Raw genomic sequence first — 19,345 nt, forward strand, 5'->3', positions numbered from 1 at the left:
AGCTGGGAAGGCTACCCGGCGATCGCGCGGATGATCACGAGAGGGTGAGCCGGCGCAGCGACCCGTCGGTGCCCACCCGGTAGAGGTCGAGGCGGTTGGCCCCGGCGGCGAAGAGCCGGTCGTCGGGCAGCAGCGCGGCGAAGCGCCGGCCCGCGGAGTCCGGCGGGACCACCGGGACGACGGCCCCGATCGTGCCGTTCACCGCCACGGCCAGCCGCGTGCCGTCCGGCACCGACGCGGGCACGGTCCCCCAGACCAGCGCGGGCAGCTCGCCGCTCGCCGGGTCGACGTCGCGGAACGCGGCGAGGTTGGCCACGGTCGCCGTACCCTCGGACGGTGTCGCGCCGACCGTGGTGCCCACCAGCGGGTCGGGCGCGGGTGACGGGGGCGGGGACGGGACGCCGCCGGGGAACGTCAGCGGCTGGCCGGGCGTGTCGTAGAAGCGCTTGTCGGCGCCGTCGCGCGGGGCCTGGCTCGCCGGGCGGCCGTCCATCCGCCAGGGGACCCGGATGTGGGTCTCGTCGGCGATCGTCGGCAGCAGGTCCACGTGCTGCCAGTTCCGGTCGTCGACCCGGCCGGTCCGCTGGCCCGGTTCCTTCAGGAACATCGGCACCCAGGCGACCTGGTCGGGCGCGTGGTTGATGGCGTCCAACCCCCGGCCCTGCCAGTCCTTGCGGAAGCTCACGCCGTGGTCGGCGGTGACCACCACGAGCGCCTGGTCGTAGAGGCCGGTGGCGCGCAGGGTGCGCAGGGTCTCGCCGATCAGCCGGTCGGTGTAGCCGAGCTGGGCGAGGTGCCGGGCCCGGGCCAGGTCGACCCACCCGGTCCCGTCGCTGCGCAGGTCCTCGGGGGCGACGTAGCGCGCCCCGGACGGCAGGTGAACCCAGGGCGAATGCGGCATGAGCAGGTGCAGGAAGTGCAGCGTGGGCCGGTCGGCGGGGCGCAGCCCGGCGAGGAAGGTGGTGAACCGGGCCGGCTGGTTGTCGTCGAGGGTGTCCCAGCGGAACTTCGGGTCGTTCGGCACCGGCTCGGCCGCGTCCAGCCCCGCCTCGGCCCGGGTCTGCTCCCGGTAGGAGTCCTCCGGGTCGATCCGGCTGTCCACCGGGGCGGTGACCTGGCGCAGCAGCTTGCCGCTCTCCCGGACCAGCACCCCGAGCCCCTGCTCCGGGCTGGCCGGCTGTTCGCACCGGCTGGGCGGGCAGAGCCGGGTGATGCTCTCCTCGGCCTTGATGTCGTACAGGCCGCCGAGCGCGGTGAACAGGTTGTCCGGGTACCGCGAGTAGTGCGGTGCGATCGGCTCGGCCGGGTAGCGCCCGGTGAGCATGGCCGGCAGCGCGTAGGGCGTCCAGCCGCTGACGCCGGTGGCGTTGCGGTACCAGGTCGAGCCGGCGGCCAGCTCGGCGAAGTGCGGATACCGGGTGGCGTCGATCCGGTGGTCCGGGCCCAGCAGGGAGACCAGCGGCAGCTCGTCCAGGACGATCATGACCACCGGCGGGTGGGCGCCCGCCCCGGCCACCCCGGCGGCGCCGCCGTGCCCCCGGGGCAGCACCACGGCCGAGGCCGGCGAGGCGAACACGAACAGGCTGACGAAGACCAGCGGCCCGACCGCGGCCACCCGCAGCACCCGGGCGAGGGCCCGCCACCGCCGGTGGGCGGCCGCCGCGGCGGCGCCGGCCGCGACCGCCACCAGCAGCAGGGGTACGCCCCGCAGCGGCGTGACGTGCCGGCCGACCTGCACCGCGAGCGCGGCCAGCAGCAGCCCCACGACCAGGGTGTGCAGGGCCGCGCGGGCCGGCCGGGGGGCGACCAGGCCGAGCGCGCCGAGCAGGGCGAACGGCACGGTCGGTGCGATCGCGATCAGCGCCACCAGGAGCAGCACGTCGGTCCGGGTGGCGCGGTGGAACAGGAAGAAGTCCGGGCTGCGGCCGAGCACGTCCAGCAGCGGCTGGGTGACCACCAGCCCGACCAGCGCCGCCACCTCCAGCAGCCGGCCCGCCTCGCCGCGCCAGCCGCCCCGGACGCGGGCGCGGTCCGGCGGCGCCGGCGGCGCCTGCGGTGGCGCGAGCGTGTCCTCAGCCACCCACCACCACCTGATAGAGCGTGCGGGTGCCCGAGGGCAGCTCGGTGCGGCCGACGACCCGCCCGCGTGCCGCGAGCAGCGCCTCGAACACCTCCCGGCGGTAGTCCGGGAAGAGCCCGTCCGGCTTGTTGGCCAGCAGCCGGCGGGCCATCGGGTCGTCCGGGTGCACGAACTCGACCACCAGGCTGCCGCCGGTCACGGTCAGCGCGGCGAGCTGGTCCAGCACCTCCGGCAGCGGCACGTTCCGGCCGATCGCCAGGTGGTGCACCAGGGCCAGGGCGAGCACCACGTCGGCCCGGGCGCGGTCGGCGAAGGCGGCCCGCTCGACGCCCCGCCAGCCACCGCCGGGCGAGGGGTCGGCCAGGTCCATCACCAGGGGCAGGATTCGCTCCTCCCCCTCCTCGCGCAGCGCGCGGTAGAGGGCGTCCACCACCGCCGGATCCTGCTCGACGGCGACCACGTGGTCGGCGTGGCGGGCGGCGATCCGGGCGTAGCGGCCGTCGTTGGCGCCCAGGTCGAGCACCCGGCCCGGCCCGGTGGCGGCCACCGCCCGGTCGACGAACTGCTCCTTGGCCTGCCGGTCCGGCACCGAGTAGGCGCACGTGCGCTGGTAGTCCGACCAGTGGGTCTCCCCCGGCCGGTGGTCCAGCCGGCGGACCAGCTTCGTCAGCCCGCGCACGGTGGCCAGGGCCAGCTCGCGCGAGTAGCCGGCGGACCGGAGCTGGGCGCGTACCGCGCTGGTGCTGGCCTCGGCGTTGCGGTCCTGCATCGCGCCGTGCAGGTGCACGTGGGTGAGCACCCCGGCCCGCCAGCGCCGGGCCCCGCCGAAGAGCCGGCGCATCTGGTCCGGCTCGATGCCGTCGATCCGGGCCCGCAGGAAGGGCTGGAAGTCCAGCCCGAGGTGGGCCTGGACCAGCAGCGGGTAGAGCAGCGTCTGGCAGAACTGCCGGTAGCCGGCCCAGGGCTCGCCCTCGCGGGCCGCCTCGAACGAGCCGACGTCGATGAAGACCGGCCGGGCGCCCCGCCACTGCACGTTGTAGGCGGAGCCGTCCTTCGTGGTGAAGCCGGCGGTCAGCGCGGCACGCAGCACCTCCAGGTGTAGCAGGGCGGCGTCGCGGAGCATCCAGTACGACCACTCGTAGGGGTGCGACACGAACGGGATCCGCTCGTGGCGCAGCACCGCGGCCCAGGGCACGTCGACCGGTGTCGGGAACAGCTCCTCGGTGCCGCACACCTGGCGGTTGGCGAGCAGGTCGCGGAAGAAGTCGCTGGCGGCCAGGGCGCGCCAGTCGCGGGCGGACCGCTCGTCCAGCCCGCGCAGCACCTCGCCGGAGCGGTGGAAGACCCGGTTGCCGGGGTCGCGGAAGGAGCCGGGTTCGGCGCGCAGGCCGGCGTCGGGGAGCGCCACGCCGGTCAGCCCTGGTCGGTGGGCTGCCGGCGGAACCGGGCCACCAGGCGTCTCCAGTAGAGCTTGGCGGCGACCGCCACGCCGGCCACCCCGCCGACCACCGCCTGCACGATGAGGCTGCCGGATCCCGCGTCCAGGTAGGCCAGGTGCGTCACGGCTGCTTCCTTCCCCTCGCCAGTCATCGGAGTCCGGACCGATATGTGAGCTTTACTGCTCTAAGCCGGACTTGCCCCACCGTACGCCTGTGGTCCTGATTGTGCGGGGCACACCGGCGACTCGTCCCCCGTCCGATCCGTTCAAGACGGGCCCTCCCGCCGGCCTCTACGGTGGCCGCATGACACCGCAGTTCGATCTCATCGGCATGGTCGTCACCGACATGGGACGCACCCTGGACTTCTACCGCCGGCTCGGGCTGCCGGTCCCGCCCGGCGCCGAACACGAGCCGCACGTGGAGGTGACCCTCGACAACGGCGTCCGGCTGGCCTGGGACACCGTCGAGACGATCCGCAGCTTCGACCCGGACCACGCCCCGGCAACCGGCGGGCCCCGCGCCAGCCTGGCCTTCCGCTGCGCCGACCCGGCCGAGGTGGACCGCTGGTACGCCGAGCTGACCGCCGCCGGCCACCACGGCCACCTGGTGCCGTGGGACGCCTTCTGGGGCCAGCGGTACGCGGTCCTGCACGACCCGGACGGCAACGGCGTCGACCTGTTCGCCCCGCTCAAGTCCGACTGAGCCACCACCGCCAAGCGCGTCCGCCGATCGTGGACAGTTGCCGTTCGAGCGGAACGGCACCTGTCCACGATGTCGGACGTGCCCCAGCGGCGATTCGGGTCAGGCGGCGGGCGGCAGCAGGCGGGTCGGTGGGACGCCCGCCAGTTCCTTCACCTCGCGCGTGAGGTGGGCCTGGTCGGCGTACCCGGCCAGGGCGGCGACCTCGGCCAGCGGGGTCCCGGCGCCGGCCAGGTCGAGGGCCCGGCGCATGCGCAGGATGCGGGCGAGGGTCTTCGGGCCGTACCCGAAGAGGAGCCGGCTGCGCCGGTGCAGGGCCCGCGCGCCCAGGCCGACCTCGGCGGCGGTCGCGGCGACGGTGGCGCCGGCCGCCAGCCGGGCGGCGACCGCACGGCCGAGCGGGTCCGGGCCACCGGCGGCCCGCAAGCGGGCCAGGGCGACCTCCTCCAGCAGGGCGGCGATCGACGGCCGGCGGAACGCCGAGGCGGCGGGGCTGCCACCGGCGCGGCCGGAGGTCACGCCGGCGCCTCGCCCATCCTCCGCCGCGACGCGGTCGACCAGGTCGGCGGCGGCCCGTCCCCACAGGTCGGCGAGGGGCACGCGCCGGTCCCGCAGCTCGTCGGCGGGCACCCCGAACACGGCGGGTCCGGTGCCCGGCGGCAGCCGCAGCCCGACCCACCGCTCCCCCGGAACGCTCCGCGACAGGTGCGCGGTGCGGTCCGGCCCCGCGACGAGCAGCCCGGACCGGCTGGACCAGAGCAGGTCCAGGCACCCGTCCGGCAGCACCCGCACCGGCCCGTCGCCGCGCGAGACGCTCGCCCACCGCACGCCGCCGGGGATCCCCGGCGCCGGTCCCTCCCGGTACATCCCTCCACCCTGCCCCGCCGTCGCGGGATCCCCGTTCGGGATCTGGGCGCGTTCCCGTCCGGGGCGGACGGGAACGCGCCAGGACCGGGCGGTCAGGGGCGGTGGTGCAGGGCCAGGCGGGGCAGGGTGAAGCGGAGGACGGTCGCCGCGAGGTTGGCCGCGATCAGGACGGTCAGCTCCAGGGCGCGGGGCGGTGTGCCGGCGGTGGCGCCGGGGTCACGGCCGGTTCCGGGGCGGGCGCGGGGACCGGGTCGGTCGCGGGCGACCCGGCCGCGGGAGCGGTCAGCAGGCTCTCTGTTCTGTCCATGCCGGCAAGCCTTGGGCGACCCGCTGACCCGCCCCCGTGCGCGACCTATGCGTCGGCTGTGGATCCGGGCAGCCGCACCGTGAAGACGGTCGCGCCGGGCCGGCTCGCCACCGCGACCTCGCCGTGGTGGGCCTCCACCACGGCGGCCACGATGGCCAGGCCGAGGCCGGTGCTGCCGTGCGCCCGGGAGCGGGAGCTGTCGCCGCGGGCGAACCGCTCGAACACCTCGGGTTGCAGCTCTTCGGGGATGCCGGGGCCGTCGTCGGTGACGCTCAGCTCGACGCCGCCGGCCACCGGCGCGAGTCGGGTGGTCACCGTGGTGCCGGGCGGGGTGTGCACGCGGGCGTTGGCGAGCAGGTTGGCCAGCACCTGGTGCAGCCGGTGGGCGTCACCGGTGACGCTCACCGGCTCGTCGGGCAGGTCGAGCTGCCAGCGGTGCTCCGGGCCGGCCGCGTGCGCGTCGCTGACCGCGTTGACCACCATGGCGGTGAGGTCGACCGGCTCGGCCGCGAGCGGGCGGCCGGAGTCGAGGCGGGCGAGCAGCAGCAGGTCGTCGACGAGGCTGGTCATCCGGGTGCTCTCCGACTCCACCCGGCGCAGGGCGTGCGCCACGTCCGGCGGCACCTCGTCCCGCCCCCGCCGGGCCACCTCGGCGTAGCCGCGGATGGCGGCGAGGGGGGTGCGCAGCTCGTGGCTCGCGTCGGCGACGAACTGGCGTACCCGCGTCTCGCTGGCCTGCCGGGCGGCGAGCGCGGCGGCGACGTGGCCGAGCATCCGGTTGAGCGCGCCGCCGACCTGCCCGACCTCGGTGCGCGGGTCGGTGTCCGCCGCCGGCACCCGCACCGACAGGGCGACCTCGCCCCGGTCCAGCGGCAGCTCGGTGACCCGGGTGGCGGTGGCGGCGACCCGGTTCAGCGGGCGCAGCGCGGCCCGGACGATCAGCGCGCCGAGCCCGCCCGCGATGACCAGCCCGGCGGTGACCAGCCCGGCCTGGGCGACCAGAACCCACATGACCGTGTCCTGGATCCCGGCGAGCGGGATGGCGACGGCCCCCACCTCGCCGTTCGACGACCGATGCGCCACCGCGCGATAGTCACCCAGGTCACCGACCTCGACGGTGCGGGGCCGCCCGTCGAGCGGTAGCGCGGCGAGCGCGGCGATGTCGGCTGCCGGCACCGTCTGCGCCTCTCCGGACTCGGTCCGGGCCGTGGCGCCGGTGGCTCCGCAGGCGGTACGCAGGGCGATCGAGCCGGGCGGGAAGCCGCGCGGCGGCTCCAGTGTCGACAGGTCGCACGGGTCAATCCGACGCGGGTCACCGGGCGGACGCAGCCACGGCGGGCCGCCGCCGGCGCGCCCGTCGGCGATGGCGAGCTGGTTGTCCACCTGGCCGACCAGGAAGTGGCGCAGGGCGATCGTGGTCAGGCCGCCGATGCCGATGCTGACCAGGGCCAGCAGCGCCACCACGGAGAGGACCAGGCGCCGGCGCAGCGACCACCCGGCGAGCCACCGCCGCAGCCGCCCGCCCCGGTCACTCGGCGGGCTTGAGGACATAGCCCGCGCCGCGCAGGGTGTGGATCATGGGCTCGCGGCCCGCGTCGATCTTCTTGCGGAGGTACGAGATGTACAGCTCGACCACGTTGGCCTGGCCGCCGAAGTCGTAGTTCCAGACCCGGTCGAGGATCTGCGCCTTGCTCAGCACCCGGCGCGGGTTGCGCATGAGGTAGCGCAGCAGCTCGAACTCGGTGGCGGTGAGGTTGATGAGGTCGCCGCCGCGGCGTACCTCGTGGCTGTCCTCGTCGAGGCTGAGGTCGCCGACGGTGAGCACGGCCTCCTCGCGGGCGGCGACGGCGAACCCGGAGCGGCGCAGCAGGGCGCGCAGCCGGGCGATCACCTCTTCGAGGCTGAACGGCTTGGTGACGTAGTCGTCGCCGCCCACGGTCAGCCCGGCGATCCGCTCCTCGACCGCGTCCCGCGCGGTCAGGAAGAGCACCGGCACGGTGGGCGCCTGCTCGCGCAGCCGGCGCAGCACCTGGAAGCCGTCCAGGTCCGGGAGCATCACGTCGAGCACCACGGCGTCGGGCTTGACCTGGCGGGCGGCGCTGATCGCCGCCATCCCGCTGCCGGCGGTGGTCACCTGCCAGCCCTCGTAGCGCAGCGCCATCGAGAGCAGGTCGGTGAGCGTCGGCTCGTCGTCCACCACCAGCACCCGCACCGGTTCGCCGTCCGGTCGCCGCAGCTCGATGCGGCCCTGCGCGGCCTGCCCGTTCATGACCATGCTCCCCATCGTGGGCGCACCCGCTGTGCCGGGCCTGTCCCGATCCTGTGTACCAGCTGTGCGGGCCGGCCGTCGGGATTGACGCTCACCGGACGGCCCTTCCCCAGCACGCTACCCGGTGGTAACTTGCCGGCATGTCCATCGACGGTCGTCCCGCCGGCCGGCTGGCCGGCAAGGTGGTGCTGGTGACCGGGGCGGCCCGGGGCATCGGCGAGCACACCGCCCGGCTCGCCGCCGCCCGGGGCGCGCGGCTGGCCCTGGTCGGCCTGGAACCCGACCGCCTCGCCGCGCTCGCCACCGAGCTGGGTCCCGGCCACGTGTGGTTCCCCGCCGACGTCACCGACCAGGCCGAGCTGGCCGCCGCGGTCGACGGCACGGTCACGGAGCTGGGCGGCATCGACGCCGTGGTGGCGAACGCCGGGGTCGCCAACCGGGGCACCATCGCCGTCGGCGACGTCGAGGCGCTGGTCCGCACGGTCGAGGTGAACCTGATCGGGGTGATGCGCACCGCCGCGGCGACCGTGCCGGCGCTCACCGCCCGCCGCGGCTACCTGCTGATCGTCTCCTCCGCCGCCGCGTTCGCCGCGCTGCCCGGGATGGCCGCCTACTGCGCCTCCAAGGCCGGCGTCGAGCACTTCGGCACGGCCATCCGGCTGGAGCTGGCGCACCGCGGGGTGGCCGTTGGCACGGCGCACCCGTCCTGGGTGGACACCGACCTGGTCCGGGAGGCGCGGGCCGACCTGCCGGCGTTCGAGACGGCGCTGGCGAAGCTGCCCTGGCCGATGCGGCGCACCACCACCGTGCAGGAGTGCGCGGCGGCCTTCGTCCGGGCGATCGAGCGCCGCAGCCGCCGGGTCTACGTGCCGCGTGCCGTCGCCGGCGTGCAGGCGGTCCGGTCGCTACTGGTCAGCCCTCTCGCCGACAAGCTGGTCGGGCGGACCGCGAAGGAGACCGTCCCGCTCATCGAGGAGCAGTCCCGGGCGTTGGGGCGGGGCTTCGGCGCGAGCACCCCGGAGGTGGCGGCCAGCGCGGGGAGTGAGCCGATTTCGCGAGCCCCGCGGTCGCGAGCGGAGGGGACGCGGCGTTGAGCGCTCCCGTGGAGGTGGTCTTCGAGCGGCGCGGGGCCGGAGCGCCACTGGTGCTGCTGCACGGCATCGGCCACCACTGGGCTGCCTGGTCGCCGGTGCTGGACCGGCTCGCCGAGGCGCACGACGTGATCGCCGTCGACCTGCCCGGGTTCGGCCGCTCGCCGGTGCCCGCGGCCGGCCTGCCCGCCGACATGCCCGGCCTGGTGGCCGCGATCGCCGAGCTGTTCGCCGCGCTCGGGCTGGACCGCCCGCACGTGGCGGGCAACAGTCTCGGCGGCGCCATCGCCCTGGAGCTCGCCGCCGCCGGGGCGGTCTCCTCCGCCACGGCCCTCTCCCCCGCGGGCTTCTGCACCCCGCGTGAGCTGCGGTGGGCGCTCACCGTGCTCAGCCTGCACCGCAACGCGGCCCGGCTGCCGGAGCCGGTGCTGCGGTCGCTGTTCGCCAACCCGGCGCTGCGCACCCTCGCGCTGGGCATGATCCTGGCCCGGCCTAACCGGATGGCGCTGGCCGAGGCGCTCGCCGACGCGCGGGCGCTGCGCGAGGCGCGGGCGTTCCGCGCGGTGGCCCGCGCCGGCCGGGGCTACGCCTTCGCCGGCACGCCGGCCGTTCCGGTGACGGTCGCCTGGGGCACCCGGGACCGGATCCTGCCCTACCGGCAGGCCGCGCTGGCGCGGACCCGGCTGCCGGCTGCCCGGCACCTGGAGCTGGCCGGCTGCGGGCACGTGCCGATGCACGACGACCCGGACCTGGTCGCCTCGGTCATCCTCGACACCACCGGCGCGCGGGCGGCCTGACCGGGCTCACTCGGTGGCGCCGAACGGGTCGGTGCGCACGTACCGCATCGTCCAGTCGCCTCCCCCGGCGTGGTGGTCGCGCTCGTAGAGGTGGTCGGCCTCGCCACCGGGCGGCCGGTCGGGGTGGCGCAGGATCCACCGCGGCGGCGGCGCCCCGTCCGGGTCGGCGGGCAGGTCCCGGACCAGGTCGTCGGCGGGCCCACCGACGAACCGCACGCGCACCAGAGCCACGGTCACCCTCCGTCTCGCCGTCGACACAGTCCCCTGCTCGCGAAGCTACCCCGCGCCGGGGCCGCCCGGTGGCCGGAATCCCCGGCGGTTTGCCCTGCTCCGGGGCCGGGTAGCGAAGCCGGAGGGGACCGACGAGTGCGAGGAGTGGTCGATGAGGACGCTGGGCGAGCGGTACGAGCTCGAACGGCGGATCGGCATCGGCGGGATGTCCGAGGTGTGGCGGGCGCACGACCTCGTGCTCGACCGGACGGTCGCGGTGAAGCTGATCTCGCCGGGGCTGGACGGGGAGTCCACCTCGGTGGACCGGATCCGGCGTGAGGCCCGCTCGGCGGCCCGGCTCGTGCACCCGAACGTGGCCAGCGTGCACGACTTCGGCACGGCCGCCCTGCCGGACGGCCGTGCGGTGCCCTACATCGTGATGGAGCTGGCCGAGGGTGAGACGCTCGCCGCCCACCTCCGCCGCGGCCGGCTCGACTGGCGGATCGCCGTGCGGGTCTGCGCCGAGGTGAGCGCCGCGCTGGCCGCCGCGCACACGCACGGCATCGTGCACCGGGACGTGAAGCCGGCGAACGTGATCCTCACCCCGGCCGGTGTGAAGGTGCTCGACTTCGGGATCGCCAGCCCGGCCGGCGCACCCGACCACACCCCGGACGGGATCGTGGTCGGCACGCCGGCGTACCTGGCGCCGGAGCAGCTCGACCGGCAGCCCGCCACCCCGGCCGCGGACATGTACGCCCTGGGCGTGCTCCTCTACTACTGCCTCACCGGCCGGCTGCCGTACACGGCGGACAGCACCACCCAGCTGCTGGGCTCGGGCCGGCGTCGGGCGCCGGAGCCGCTGCCCGACATCGACGGGTTGCCGGCCGAGGCGGCCGACCTGTGCCGCCGCTGCCTCGCCGAGGACCCGACCGCCCGGCCGACCAGCCTGATGGCGGCGCTGCTGCTCGCCGAGGTGGTGGACGCCCGGGTCTACGTGCCGATGGTCGCCCCGGCGCCCCGCCAGCGCGGCGAGGTGTCGGCGTGGACCGACCAGGCGGCGGCCGAGGCGACCGAGGCGTTCGCCGTCGACGCGCAGCCGACCGGCCCGGCCCGCTGACGGCCTGCCTGCTCAGGCACGGTTTCGCCGGCCCGGGGCCGGGTAGCCGGGCGGGTGAGTGACGGGAGGAACGCGATGCCGGATCCGAGTTCCTGGCTGGCCGAGACGGCCACGGCGACCGCCGCGGGCGGTCACGTACGCACCGACGACGGCGGTCTCTCCTCCGCCCTGGCGTCGCCGTTGGCGCCGCACTGCACCGGCCTGACGCCCGAGCAGCTCCTGGCGGCCGCGTTCGCCTCCTGCCTGCACCACGCGGCGGTGGAGGCGGCCGGTGAGATCACCGACGAGGCGCACACCGTCGAGGTGACCGCGGCGGCGAAGCTGGGGCGCGACGACGACGGCCGCTACCGGGCCGATGTGCACGCCGAGATCTCCTCGGCCGGTCTCACCCGGGAGCAGCTGGCCGACCTGGTCGCGCACGCCGACCGGCTCTGGCCCTTCTCCAGCGGCGACAACAGCCGGCACCGGCTGACCGTCACCCCGGCGGAGAACGGCCGGCACTGATCGCTCACCAGCGGAAACCGGCGGTCACCGCGCGGTGGTCGCTGTCCGGGGTGTGCAGCACCCCGGCCGCGGTGGGGGTGAGCCCCCGGTAGAGGACGTGGTCCGGGCGGGTCACCGGGAGGTCCGCCGGCCAGGTGAAGCCGAAGCCCTGCCCGGCCTCGGCCTGGGCGTCACCGAGCAGGCGGGTGAGGGGTCCGAAGACCCGGTCGGTGGTGGCGGTGTTCAGGTCGCCGAGCACCACCAGTCGCGGCGCGTCGTCGGCCCGGACGGTCGCGGCGAGCGCGGCGAGGGTCTCGTCGCGGGTGGCGGTGTGCCCGGCCCGGGCCGAGCCGAGATGCACCACGTAGACCGCCAGGTCGCCCTTCGGGGTGGCGACCACGGCCCGGAGCGCGCGGTCCCATCCGAGGCCGGTGTCCACGCCGTGCGCCTCGCGGATCGGCCAGCGGCTCCACAGCGCGACCGTGGAGACCGCGGCCCGGTGCGGGTAGCGCCCGCCCAGAGCCCCGGCGACCCGTTCCCCGTCGTCGACCTCCTGGAGCCCGATGAGGTCCGGGGCGGCGTCGGCGAGGGCGTCGACCGTGGCGGCCGGGTCGGGGTTGCCGGAGCGCAGGTTCTGGCTGGCCACCCGCAGCGAGGCGGCGCCCGCGCCGGCTGCCGGCGGCAGCCAGGCGCCGCCGTAGAACGCCAGCCACACCACCGCGGGCAGCAGGACCACGAGCAGGGCCCGGCGGGACCGGCGCAGCAGCGCCGCGAGGGCGAGCAGGGGTACGCCGAGCCCGAGCAGCGGGGTCGCGCTGTCCACCAGGCTGCCCAGGCCGTGCACGTTGGGCACCGCCCGGTGGCCGACGATCAGCAGGGCGAGCAGGACGGCGCACAGGGCGACGACCAGCCCCCGCCGGCCCTGGCGGCCGGCGGGTTCGCCGGCGGCCCGCTCATCGACCATCTGCTCCGTCACCGTCCGCATCGTATCGAGCGGCGGGACCTCCGGTGGGGGCGATCCGGACACCCGCGGTCACCGGCGCCCTGGGCTTTCCGGCCCAGGCGCGTACGCCCAGGTGAGGGGCATATCCCTCCCCCGAACGGAGGAGGGCGGGCGGAACTGCGGAAAAGAGGATCATGCGCGTAGTCTGTCCGGTGGTTTCCGACATGAACGGAAAATGCGAAAGACGCGGATGATCGAATTCGTGGTCCACCGAGCGTAATGTGCGGGCCGATCATGGCAAAGTGTGGCGCATGCCACCAATCACCCCGATGGCAAGCGCCGGGAAGCTTTCTAGCCTCGGCGGGTGCATCCCGACCACCCCGATACGCAGCAGTCGACCGAGACACGACCCGTTCGCCGTACGATCGACCCGGCATCAGCCGAACGGAGGATCGGGCGGCACCGGGCCCCGGAGCCGGCCCGGCGCGGACCGGTCCGCTCCACCCCCGCCCGGGTCGCCGTCGCCACCGGCGTCACGTGCTGCCTCGGTCTGATCGGCGTCGTCGGCGCGCGCGAGCCCGGGCAGCGGCACGAGCCGGTCCAGCAGGCGCTCAGCGACCGGGCTGCCGCGGCCGCCGAGCAGCGGGCGTCCCGGGACTTCGAGCGCGCCGCGCCGCCGGTCGCCGTGCCGGTCACCCCGATACCGGCCGCCACCCCGAGCCCGACGCCCACGAAGAAGAAGACGCCGAAGAAGCCGGTCCGGCCCAAGCACCCCCGGCCCGTGGCCGGGCTGGACCAGCAGCAGATGGACAACGCCAAGGCGATCGTCGACGCCGGCCTGGCCATGAAGATGCCGCGCCGGGCGCTCGTGGTGGCCGTGGCCACCGCCATGCAGGAGAGCAACCTCTACAACCTGGCCAGCGACGTGCTGCCCGAGTCGTTCGACTACCCGCACCAGGGCAGCGGCTCCGACCACGACTCGATCGGCCTGTTCCAGCAGCGGCCCAGCAGCGGCTGGGGCACCGTCGCCGAGATCATGCGCCCGGCGTACGCGGCCCGCGCCTTCTTCACCGCGCTGGAGGAGGTGCCCGGCTGGACCGAGATGAGCCTCACCGCGGCGGCCCAGGCCGTGCAGGTCTCCGCCTTCCCCGACGCGTACGCGCAGCACGAGGATCGGGCCACCACCGTGGTGGCGGCGCTCGTCTGAGCGGTGCTCAGGCGGCGCTGCGCTCGGTGGCGCCGCCGCTCGGCACGCCCGCGGCGGCGGTCGGCGTGTCCGGGGGCACCGTGTCGCCCCGCGCCCCGGCGAGGATCTCGTCGACGCGGGCCTCCCGCCGGCGGCGCGCCAGCAGCGCCGCCTCGAAGTCCCGGCGCGCCCGGACCGCGTCGGCGTACGCCTGTTCGCGTACCCGGCGGGCCTCCTCCCGGGCGGCCTCCAGCTCGCTGCGGGCCTCGTCCAGCAGCGCGGCGGCCTCCCGCTCGGCGGCCGTCCCGGCGGCCTCCGCGCCGTCCACGACGGCGGTCCGGCGGCGCAGGAAGTCGCAGAGGTGGGTGGCGTCCTCCCGGACCTGATCCCACTCGCGTCCGGCGCCGGCGTTTTCCGCGCGGGCGGCGAGCCGGACCAACCGGATTTTCAGCTCGTCCAGGCAGGAGTCCACCTGCCGCTGGTCGTAACCGGTCTCGACCACGGAGAACCTCATCTGTGTCGCCCCCCAGGCAGCTGGTGTCACGTCCCCCACCTGACGATCCTGGGCGGCCGGCGCCGCGGCCGCGGCGCTTCCCGCAAATTGTTCAGCATCCGGACGCCCGGACGAAGCGCTCAGGGGTGCTTGGGGAGCACGACCACCCGGCCGAAGAACTCGTCGATGCGGCGCACCACGTCGTTGAAGTCGTCCAGGTCGATCGGCTTCGTCACGTACGCGTTGGCCTGGAGGGTGTAGCTGCCGAGGATGTCGGTGTCGGCGTTGGAGGTGGTGAGCACGACGATCGGGATGGTGCGCAGGTCCTCGTCCCGCTTGACCTCGCCGAGCACCTGACGCCCGTCCATGCGCGGCATGTTCAGGTCGAGCAGGATGACGTCGGGACGCTTGGCCTCGGTGTGCCGGCCCTCGCGGCGGAGGAACTCCATCGCCTCCTGGCCGTCGTTGACCACGTCGATGACCTTCTCGACGTCCGAGTCCTCGAGGGCTTCCTCGATCATCAGGACGTCACCCGGGTCATCGTCCACCACCAGGATGCGAACGGGGCTCGGGGTGCCATGACCCATGGGACTACCTGCTTCGTCTCGGGAGGCGGAACGCCGACGGCGGGGTCGACGCCTGGCGGGGCAATCTATCCGATCAGGAGGCGGCCGGCGTGGCCGGGTCGGCCACCTCCGCCTCGTGGCTCAACACCTCGGCCAGCCCGGTCACCTGGAGCACCCGGGCCACCCGCCCGGTCGCGCCGGTGATCCGCAACCAGCCACCCGCCGCGGCGGCGAGATTGTCGCCGCGGACGAACGCGGCGATGCCGGTGGAATCGCAGAAGGTCAGCTCGGTGAGGTCCAGGAGGATCTCGCGGTGCCCCTCGGCGGCCAGCCGGTCGATGGCGGCGTTGAGCTCCGGCGCGGTGCCCAGGTCGAGCTCGCCCGCGAGCCGCAGGCAGGCCGGAACGCCCTCCTGCTGGCCGTGCGTGACGGTGAACGTCACCGTGGCCCCTCTCGCTCCCACCGCAGGCCGACCCTTGCAGTGCGGCAAGTATACGCGGGTCTCCCCGGTGCGCCCGCGACCGACGGTCAGCGCTCCGACGCGGCGGACAGCCCGCCGACCAGCGCGCGGGCCCGGTCGAGGAACCGGCCGGCCCGGGGAAAGTCGCGCAGCCGCTGTCCATAGTGGTCGAGGGTCAGCCCGACCGCACCCGCCGGAACCCGGCGGCTGACCAGGATCGCCACCAGCCACTCGACGAACTCGGTGAAGAGGGTCTCGTCGTCGACGTAGAGGGCGGCGGCGAGGAAGTCGACGATGTAGCCCAGGTCGCTGACGGTCGAGTCGAGCTGCGCCGGGCTGTAGTCGCGCACACCGGGCACCCGGTCCCGCAGGTCGGCCAGCGCGCTGTCGATCAGCTCACCGCGCCGCTTGGCCAGGCTGGCGTACTCGTCGTCGGCGAGGTGGTCGAGCCGGGCCGGCGGCACCGCCCGCAGCGCCCGCTCGTCGGCGACCAGGTCCGCCGCGGTCGGCGCGTCCGGCGCCCACGACACGCCGAGCACCCGGGCCCAGCGCCCGTCGCCGCCGAAGCCGCGCCCGCCGACGACCACCGGCACGTCCGAGCGGCGGCACGCCTCGATCATGCGGTGGGCGTGCGGCAGCCGCATCGGCAGCGCGCAAGCGAGGGCCACCGCGTGCGCGTCGTAGCGGTGCAGGTAGGACACCAGGTGCGCGGCGGGCACGCTGGCCCCGAGGAAGGTGATCTGCCAGCCGCGCAGCCGCAGCACCTCGGCGACCAGCCGGGCCGGCAGGGCGTGCCACTCGCCGTCCATGCAGGCGACCACGATCCGGCCGCGGGTCGGGCGCGGATTCGCGTACGCGGCGACGGCCGCCACCACCCGCTCGCTGATGTGGGTGGCGGCGTGCTCCTGGGCCACGCTCCACTCGTCGCGCGCCCACCGCTCCCCCACCTCGGCCTGCGCCGGGGCGACCAGGTCCAGCAGCACCCGCTCGGCCGGCACGCCGGACTCCAGCAGCCCGAGGGCCACCTCGACCGCGGCGTGCTCGTCGGCGTCCGCCAGGCATTCCAGGTAGCCGGAAAAGGCCTGTGCGGGGTCGGCCTCGGTGGTCGTCGCGGTCACGCGTCGGTCTCCCTTGTTCGCTCGGCGTCGGTCGGGCCGGGCACGGCGTGCAGGTGGCGGCCGGGACGGACCGGGCCGGTCGCCCGCAACGCGAGCACGGCGATGTCGTCGTGGTCGCCGTGGCCGAGCCAGTCGCAGGTCACCTGCTCGACGCGCTCGGCCAGCGCAGGGGCGGGCATCCGGTGACAGCCGGTCACGGTTTGCACCAGCCGCTCGGCGCCGAACTGCTCGTCACCCCGCCGGCCGCCGCGCGCCTCGGTGACCCCGTCGCTGTAGAGCAGGCAGGTCTCGCCCGGCTCCAGGCGCACGGTCACCTCACCGATCCGGGGATCCGGCACCACACCGATCAGCATCCCGCTCAGCGGCACCGCCTCGACCTCACCGGAGGCCCGCAGCACCAGGGGCGGAAGGTGGCCGCCGCCGGCCAAGGTCAGGGTGAGGCCGCCGTCGCGCTGCGGGCGCACCACGCCCAGCACCACGGTGGCGAACCGGCCCTGCCCGTTCGCCTGGGTGGTCTCCAGCAACGCGTCGTTGAGCAGCTTCAGCAGCCGGCCCGGCTGCGACTCGACCCGGTGCAGCGCCTGCAGGCACTGGCGGAGCTGGCCGGTGAACACGGCCGCCTCGACGCCCTTGCCGGAGACGTCGCCGAGGAAGAAGACCGAGCCGCCGTCGACGAGCCGGTGCGAGCCGTAGAAGTCCCCGCCGATCCGCAGCCCGGCCTGCGCCGGCCGGTAGGCGGTCCCCCACTGCACGCCGGGGGCCGCCGCCGGCTCGACGGGCAGGAGGCTGGCCTGGAGGGTGTCGGCGACCTCGGCCTGGTCGCGGTAGAGCAGCGCGGTGGTGAGCGCGGCGCCGGCCCGGGCCGCGAACGCGCGGACCAGGTCGAGGTCGGCGTCGTCGTACCAGCGGTCGGCCCGGCGGGCGACCAGCAGCACCCCGGCCGGGGCCTCCCGGCCGGGCAACGGCACCACCCGCGCGGTGGCGCCGGCCGCGTCGAGACCGGGCAGCCAGCCCGCCTCGACGGCCTGATCCACCAGCCAGTCCAGAGCGTGCGGCTCGACACCGCCGAGCCCCTCCCCGATCGCCGACGGCAGCGCCGCGGTGGCGAGCACCCCGCTGTCCACGGCGGGCGCCTCGTCGTCCGCGCACACGGCCCGCCACCAGCGGGCCCGGCCGGCGCGCGGGGTCAGCACCAGCACGGCGACGTCGGCCACGGTCGGCACGGCCAGCCGGACCACCGCCGCCGCGGCACGGTCGGGGTGCAGGGGGTTGCCGAGCTTCTCGCCGACCACCGCGAGGAACGCCGAGCGGGCCCGCTCGGCGAGCAGCGCGTCGGCCCGGCTGACGCTCTCGGTGACGTCCTCGACATACCAGCAGCGGCGGCCGGCGGAGAGCCCGACCCGGCGCAGGCGCAGTCGCCGGCCGTGATGGGTGAACTCGCCCGAGTCGTCGCCGCGCAGGGCGGGCACGCCGGCCGCGGCGAGCACCTCCCCGGGCACCAGCTCGGGGACCAGCCGCTCGGCGACCGGGCTGAGGTGCCGCACCACGCCGTCGGCGTCGCAGACGATCAGACCCTCGCGGAAGTGCTCCACCACCTCCGACCAGGCCGGGGTGGCCGCGCCGCGGTCCGGGGCCAGGGGCGGCAGGGCCGGCGCGGCGGGCGACCGCCCCCGAGCCCGTCGGGCACCCGGCGTGGAGATCCGTCCGTCGCCCGGGTCAGCGCCCCTGACGTCGGCAGCAGTCAACAGCTGAGCCCCACTCCTGTCGATACCCGCGGTCCCGGCGAAACGGCGCGTATGGTCAAATCTTCCTTCGCCCACCCTACGCCGGTGCGCCGGTACCGCCACCCCACGCTCGTGCCCCGGCCTGCGGACGCGCCGTCCGGCGGGGCGGTCGGGGGGTTGTTACGATCCGGGCGACCCGGCCCGACCGGCAGCCGCGAAAGGCGTGATGGTGGCACCCCGACGGAGAACCCCCGAGGCGACGCCGCTGCGCATCTCCGTGGACCGTTCCGACCCCACCGCGCCGGCCATCCGGATCGGCGGGGACCTCGCCTTCACCACGGCCGCCCCGCTGCGCGCCGAGGTCGACCGGCTGCTGGCCCAGACCCCCCGGACGCTCGTGCTGGACTTCCGCGACCTGCTCTTCATCGACAGCACCGGCCTGTCGCTGATCGTCCACGCCTGGCGGGACGGCCAGCGGGGCGGCACGGCCATCCAGCTCCGGGAGACGCCCCGCTTCCTGGCCATCATCCTCGACATGACCGGGGTCACCGGCCTGCTGTCCCGGCCGCAGCCCGACCGGCCGCCCACCCGGCCCACGACCAGCCCGTCCGCCCGTGTCTGAGCACCCTGGGCTTTGCGGGTCCGGCTCGGGCTGGAAACATGGCGGCATGCGCCCGCAGCTGTTGACCATCCAGGTGGACCGGCTCGACGCCGGACGTGCCCGGCTTCGGCTGACCGGCGAGCTGGATTTCGACAGCGCGCCGGAACTCGTCGCCGCCGCCGCCGAGCTGCGCCGCGACGGCTGCCGGGAGCTGCTCCTCGACTTCTCCGGCGTGGCGCTCTGCGACTCCTCCGGCCTGAGCGCCCTGGTGGTCATCCACCGGGCCGGCGCCGGCCCGGTACGGCTGGACGCCGTGAGCCCCCAGGTGCGGCAGCTGCTCGACCGCACCGGGCTGGACGAGCTGCTGGCCGTCCCGCCCCCCGGGGAGACGGCGGCGACCCGCGACGTCGGCTGACGGCGAACGGGGGGTGGCCCCCGACCCTGGGACCAGGGGCCGGGGGCCGGGGAGGGTGGCTCAGGCGGCGGGGACGGCCTGCAGGCGCGGGCCGGACTCGCGCAGTTCCCCCACCGTGGGCGACGCCGCGTCCTCCGGCGTGCCCGAATCGGGCGTCTGGAACAGGTAACGGACGAACTCCCCACCCACCTCGTTGTCGTCGGCTCCCGGCCACTGCCCCACACAGTCGACGCCGACGACCTCGCGTCCGCTGCCGTCGTTCTCCTCCAGCAACGCCCAGAGGGTCACCGGGTAGCTGCGGGTGGCCTCCCGGTCGAGCTGCCACCTCGCGTACCAGCCGGGCCGGGCGGGGACGATCTCCACGATCCGTTTCATGACGACCTGCCCTTCCGCGTGCGTCGGAAGTTCTTCCGGTCCACCACGATCGTGCGGCCCCCCGGGGTGACCGGCCCTCACCCGCGGGGAGTGAAGCCGGCCGGT

General features: G+C 75.6%; 22 protein-coding genes. 8 read left to right on the forward strand and 14 right to left on the reverse strand.

All coding sequences use genetic code 11. The features are described 5' to 3' along the window. Positions 1-34 precede the first annotated feature (34 nt). The 3 genes from NFX44_RS20740 to NFX44_RS20750 are packed head-to-tail and all read right to left on the reverse strand — an operon-like array spanning position 35 to position 3,643. Positions 35-2,080 (reverse strand): sulfatase-like hydrolase/transferase, encoded by a 2,046-nt coding sequence (locus tag NFX44_RS20740; RefSeq protein ID WP_262285223.1) that lies wholly within the window; start codon positions 2,078-2,080, stop codon positions 35-37. Beyond that, positions 2,073-3,497, reverse strand: coding sequence for a class I SAM-dependent methyltransferase (locus NFX44_RS20745; RefSeq protein WP_262285372.1), 1,425 nt, complete (start codon positions 3,495-3,497; stop codon positions 2,073-2,075). Before NFX44_RS20745 ends, NFX44_RS20740 begins: the two co-directional genes overlap by 8 nt. After that, positions 3,494-3,643, reverse strand: a complete 150-nt coding sequence (locus NFX44_RS20750; RefSeq protein ID WP_167364301.1) for a hypothetical protein — start codon at positions 3,641-3,643, stop codon at positions 3,494-3,496. Before NFX44_RS20750 ends, NFX44_RS20745 begins: the two co-directional genes overlap by 4 nt. Positions 3,644-3,822: 179 nt before the next feature. Between NFX44_RS20750 and NFX44_RS20755 the strand changes: the two genes are divergently transcribed. Next, on the forward strand, positions 3,823-4,221 hold the full coding sequence (locus tag NFX44_RS20755; protein WP_262285224.1) for a VOC family protein: 399 nt from the start codon (positions 3,823-3,825) through the stop codon (positions 4,219-4,221). 99 nt (positions 4,222-4,320) lie between these two features. On the opposite strand, the gene NFX44_RS20760 is transcribed toward NFX44_RS20755, so the two are convergent. The 3 genes from NFX44_RS20760 to NFX44_RS20770 form a co-directional block, all read right to left on the reverse strand. Beyond that, the gene (locus NFX44_RS20760; RefSeq protein ID WP_262285225.1) at positions 4,321-5,085 is read right to left on the reverse strand and encodes a helix-turn-helix domain-containing protein; all 765 of its coding nucleotides are present in this window, start codon (positions 5,083-5,085) and stop codon (positions 4,321-4,323) included. 352 nt (positions 5,086-5,437) lie between these two features. After that, positions 5,438-6,943: a cell wall metabolism sensor histidine kinase WalK gene (locus NFX44_RS20765; RefSeq protein WP_262285226.1), complete on the reverse strand. Its 1,506-nt coding sequence runs from the start codon at positions 6,941-6,943 to the stop codon at positions 5,438-5,440. Then, a complete protein-coding gene (locus NFX44_RS20770; protein WP_315974614.1) occupies positions 6,921-7,676 on the reverse strand; it encodes a response regulator transcription factor in 756 nt (251 codons plus the stop codon). Before NFX44_RS20770 ends, NFX44_RS20765 begins: the two co-directional genes overlap by 23 nt. A gap of 125 nt (positions 7,677-7,801) precedes the next feature. On the opposite strand from NFX44_RS20770, the gene NFX44_RS20775 reads away from it, so the two are divergent. Both NFX44_RS20775 and NFX44_RS20780 read left to right on the forward strand, forming a co-directional pair. Beyond that, the gene (locus NFX44_RS20775; protein WP_262285227.1) at positions 7,802-8,755 is read left to right on the forward strand and encodes an SDR family oxidoreductase; all 954 of its coding nucleotides are present in this window, start codon (positions 7,802-7,804) and stop codon (positions 8,753-8,755) included. Continuing rightward, on the forward strand, positions 8,752-9,549 hold the full coding sequence (locus NFX44_RS20780) for an alpha/beta fold hydrolase (protein ID WP_262285228.1): 798 nt from the start codon (positions 8,752-8,754) through the stop codon (positions 9,547-9,549). The genes NFX44_RS20775 and NFX44_RS20780 overlap by 4 nt, the downstream gene beginning before the upstream one ends. Before the next feature lie 6 nt (positions 9,550-9,555). Here the strand turns inward: NFX44_RS20780 and NFX44_RS20785 are convergent, their stop codons facing one another. After that, positions 9,556-9,780, reverse strand: a complete 225-nt coding sequence (locus tag NFX44_RS20785) for a hypothetical protein (protein ID WP_262285229.1) — start codon at positions 9,778-9,780, stop codon at positions 9,556-9,558. 151 nt (positions 9,781-9,931) lie between these two features. Here NFX44_RS20785 and NFX44_RS20790 point away from each other — a divergent pair, with 151 nt between their 5' ends. Beyond that, the gene (locus NFX44_RS20790) at positions 9,932-10,876 is read left to right on the forward strand and encodes a serine/threonine-protein kinase (RefSeq protein ID WP_262285230.1); all 945 of its coding nucleotides are present in this window, start codon (positions 9,932-9,934) and stop codon (positions 10,874-10,876) included. Between the two features lie 75 nt (positions 10,877-10,951). Next, positions 10,952-11,380, forward strand: a complete 429-nt coding sequence (locus tag NFX44_RS20795; RefSeq protein WP_262285231.1) for an OsmC family protein — start codon at positions 10,952-10,954, stop codon at positions 11,378-11,380. Between the two features lie 4 nt (positions 11,381-11,384). Here NFX44_RS20795 and NFX44_RS20800 read toward each other — a convergent pair whose 3' ends face one another. Next, positions 11,385-12,335 carry an endonuclease/exonuclease/phosphatase family protein gene (locus NFX44_RS20800; protein ID WP_262285232.1) on the reverse strand — a complete coding sequence of 317 codons (951 nt, stop codon included), beginning with the start codon at positions 12,333-12,335 and terminating at the stop codon, positions 11,385-11,387. 331 nt (positions 12,336-12,666) lie between these two features. Between NFX44_RS20800 and NFX44_RS20805 the strand changes: the two genes are divergently transcribed. Next, on the forward strand, positions 12,667-13,509 hold the full coding sequence (locus NFX44_RS20805) for a hypothetical protein (RefSeq protein WP_262285233.1): 843 nt from the start codon (positions 12,667-12,669) through the stop codon (positions 13,507-13,509). Positions 13,510-13,516: 7 nt separating this feature from the next. Here NFX44_RS20805 and NFX44_RS20810 read toward each other — a convergent pair whose 3' ends face one another. The 5 genes from NFX44_RS20810 to NFX44_RS20830 all read right to left on the reverse strand — a co-directional run bounded on the left by NFX44_RS20810 (position 13,517) and on the right by NFX44_RS20830 (position 17,870). Beyond that, complete coding sequence (locus NFX44_RS20810) at positions 13,517-14,002, reverse strand: ATPase (protein ID WP_262285234.1); 486 nt, start codon at positions 14,000-14,002, stop codon at positions 13,517-13,519. 119 nt (positions 14,003-14,121) lie between these two features. Next, positions 14,122-14,568, reverse strand: coding sequence for a response regulator (locus NFX44_RS20815; protein ID WP_262285235.1), 447 nt, complete (start codon positions 14,566-14,568; stop codon positions 14,122-14,124). Positions 14,569-14,641: 73 nt separating this feature from the next. Continuing rightward, the gene (locus tag NFX44_RS20820) at positions 14,642-14,989 is read right to left on the reverse strand and encodes an STAS domain-containing protein (protein WP_262285236.1); all 348 of its coding nucleotides are present in this window, start codon (positions 14,987-14,989) and stop codon (positions 14,642-14,644) included. 86 nt (positions 14,990-15,075) lie between these two features. Beyond that, on the reverse strand, positions 15,076-16,125 hold the full coding sequence (locus NFX44_RS20825) for a B12-binding domain-containing protein (protein WP_262285237.1): 1,050 nt from the start codon (positions 16,123-16,125) through the stop codon (positions 15,076-15,078). After that, positions 16,122-17,870 (reverse strand): PP2C family protein-serine/threonine phosphatase, encoded by a 1,749-nt coding sequence (locus NFX44_RS20830; RefSeq protein ID WP_262285238.1) that lies wholly within the window; start codon positions 17,868-17,870, stop codon positions 16,122-16,124. Before NFX44_RS20830 ends, NFX44_RS20825 begins: the two co-directional genes overlap by 4 nt. Before the next feature lie 205 nt (positions 17,871-18,075). Between NFX44_RS20830 and NFX44_RS20835 the strand changes: the two genes are divergently transcribed. Both NFX44_RS20835 and NFX44_RS20840 read left to right on the forward strand, forming a co-directional pair. Next, positions 18,076-18,471 carry an STAS domain-containing protein gene (locus tag NFX44_RS20835; protein WP_262285239.1) on the forward strand — a complete coding sequence of 132 codons (396 nt, stop codon included), beginning with the start codon at positions 18,076-18,078 and terminating at the stop codon, positions 18,469-18,471. 46 nt (positions 18,472-18,517) lie between these two features. Further along, a complete protein-coding gene (locus NFX44_RS20840) occupies positions 18,518-18,865 on the forward strand; it encodes an STAS domain-containing protein (protein WP_262285240.1) in 348 nt (115 codons plus the stop codon). A 60-nt stretch (positions 18,866-18,925) separates the two neighbouring features. Here the strand turns inward: NFX44_RS20840 and NFX44_RS20845 are convergent, their stop codons facing one another. Continuing rightward, the gene (locus NFX44_RS20845) at positions 18,926-19,240 is read right to left on the reverse strand and encodes a hypothetical protein (RefSeq protein WP_262285241.1); all 315 of its coding nucleotides are present in this window, start codon (positions 19,238-19,240) and stop codon (positions 18,926-18,928) included. Positions 19,241-19,345: the final 105 nt, after the last annotated feature.

This window comes from Micromonospora sp. MA102 (assembly GCF_025460765.1).
GTDB classification, from domain to species: Bacteria; Actinomycetota; Actinomycetes; order Mycobacteriales; family Micromonosporaceae; genus Micromonospora; species Micromonospora halotolerans.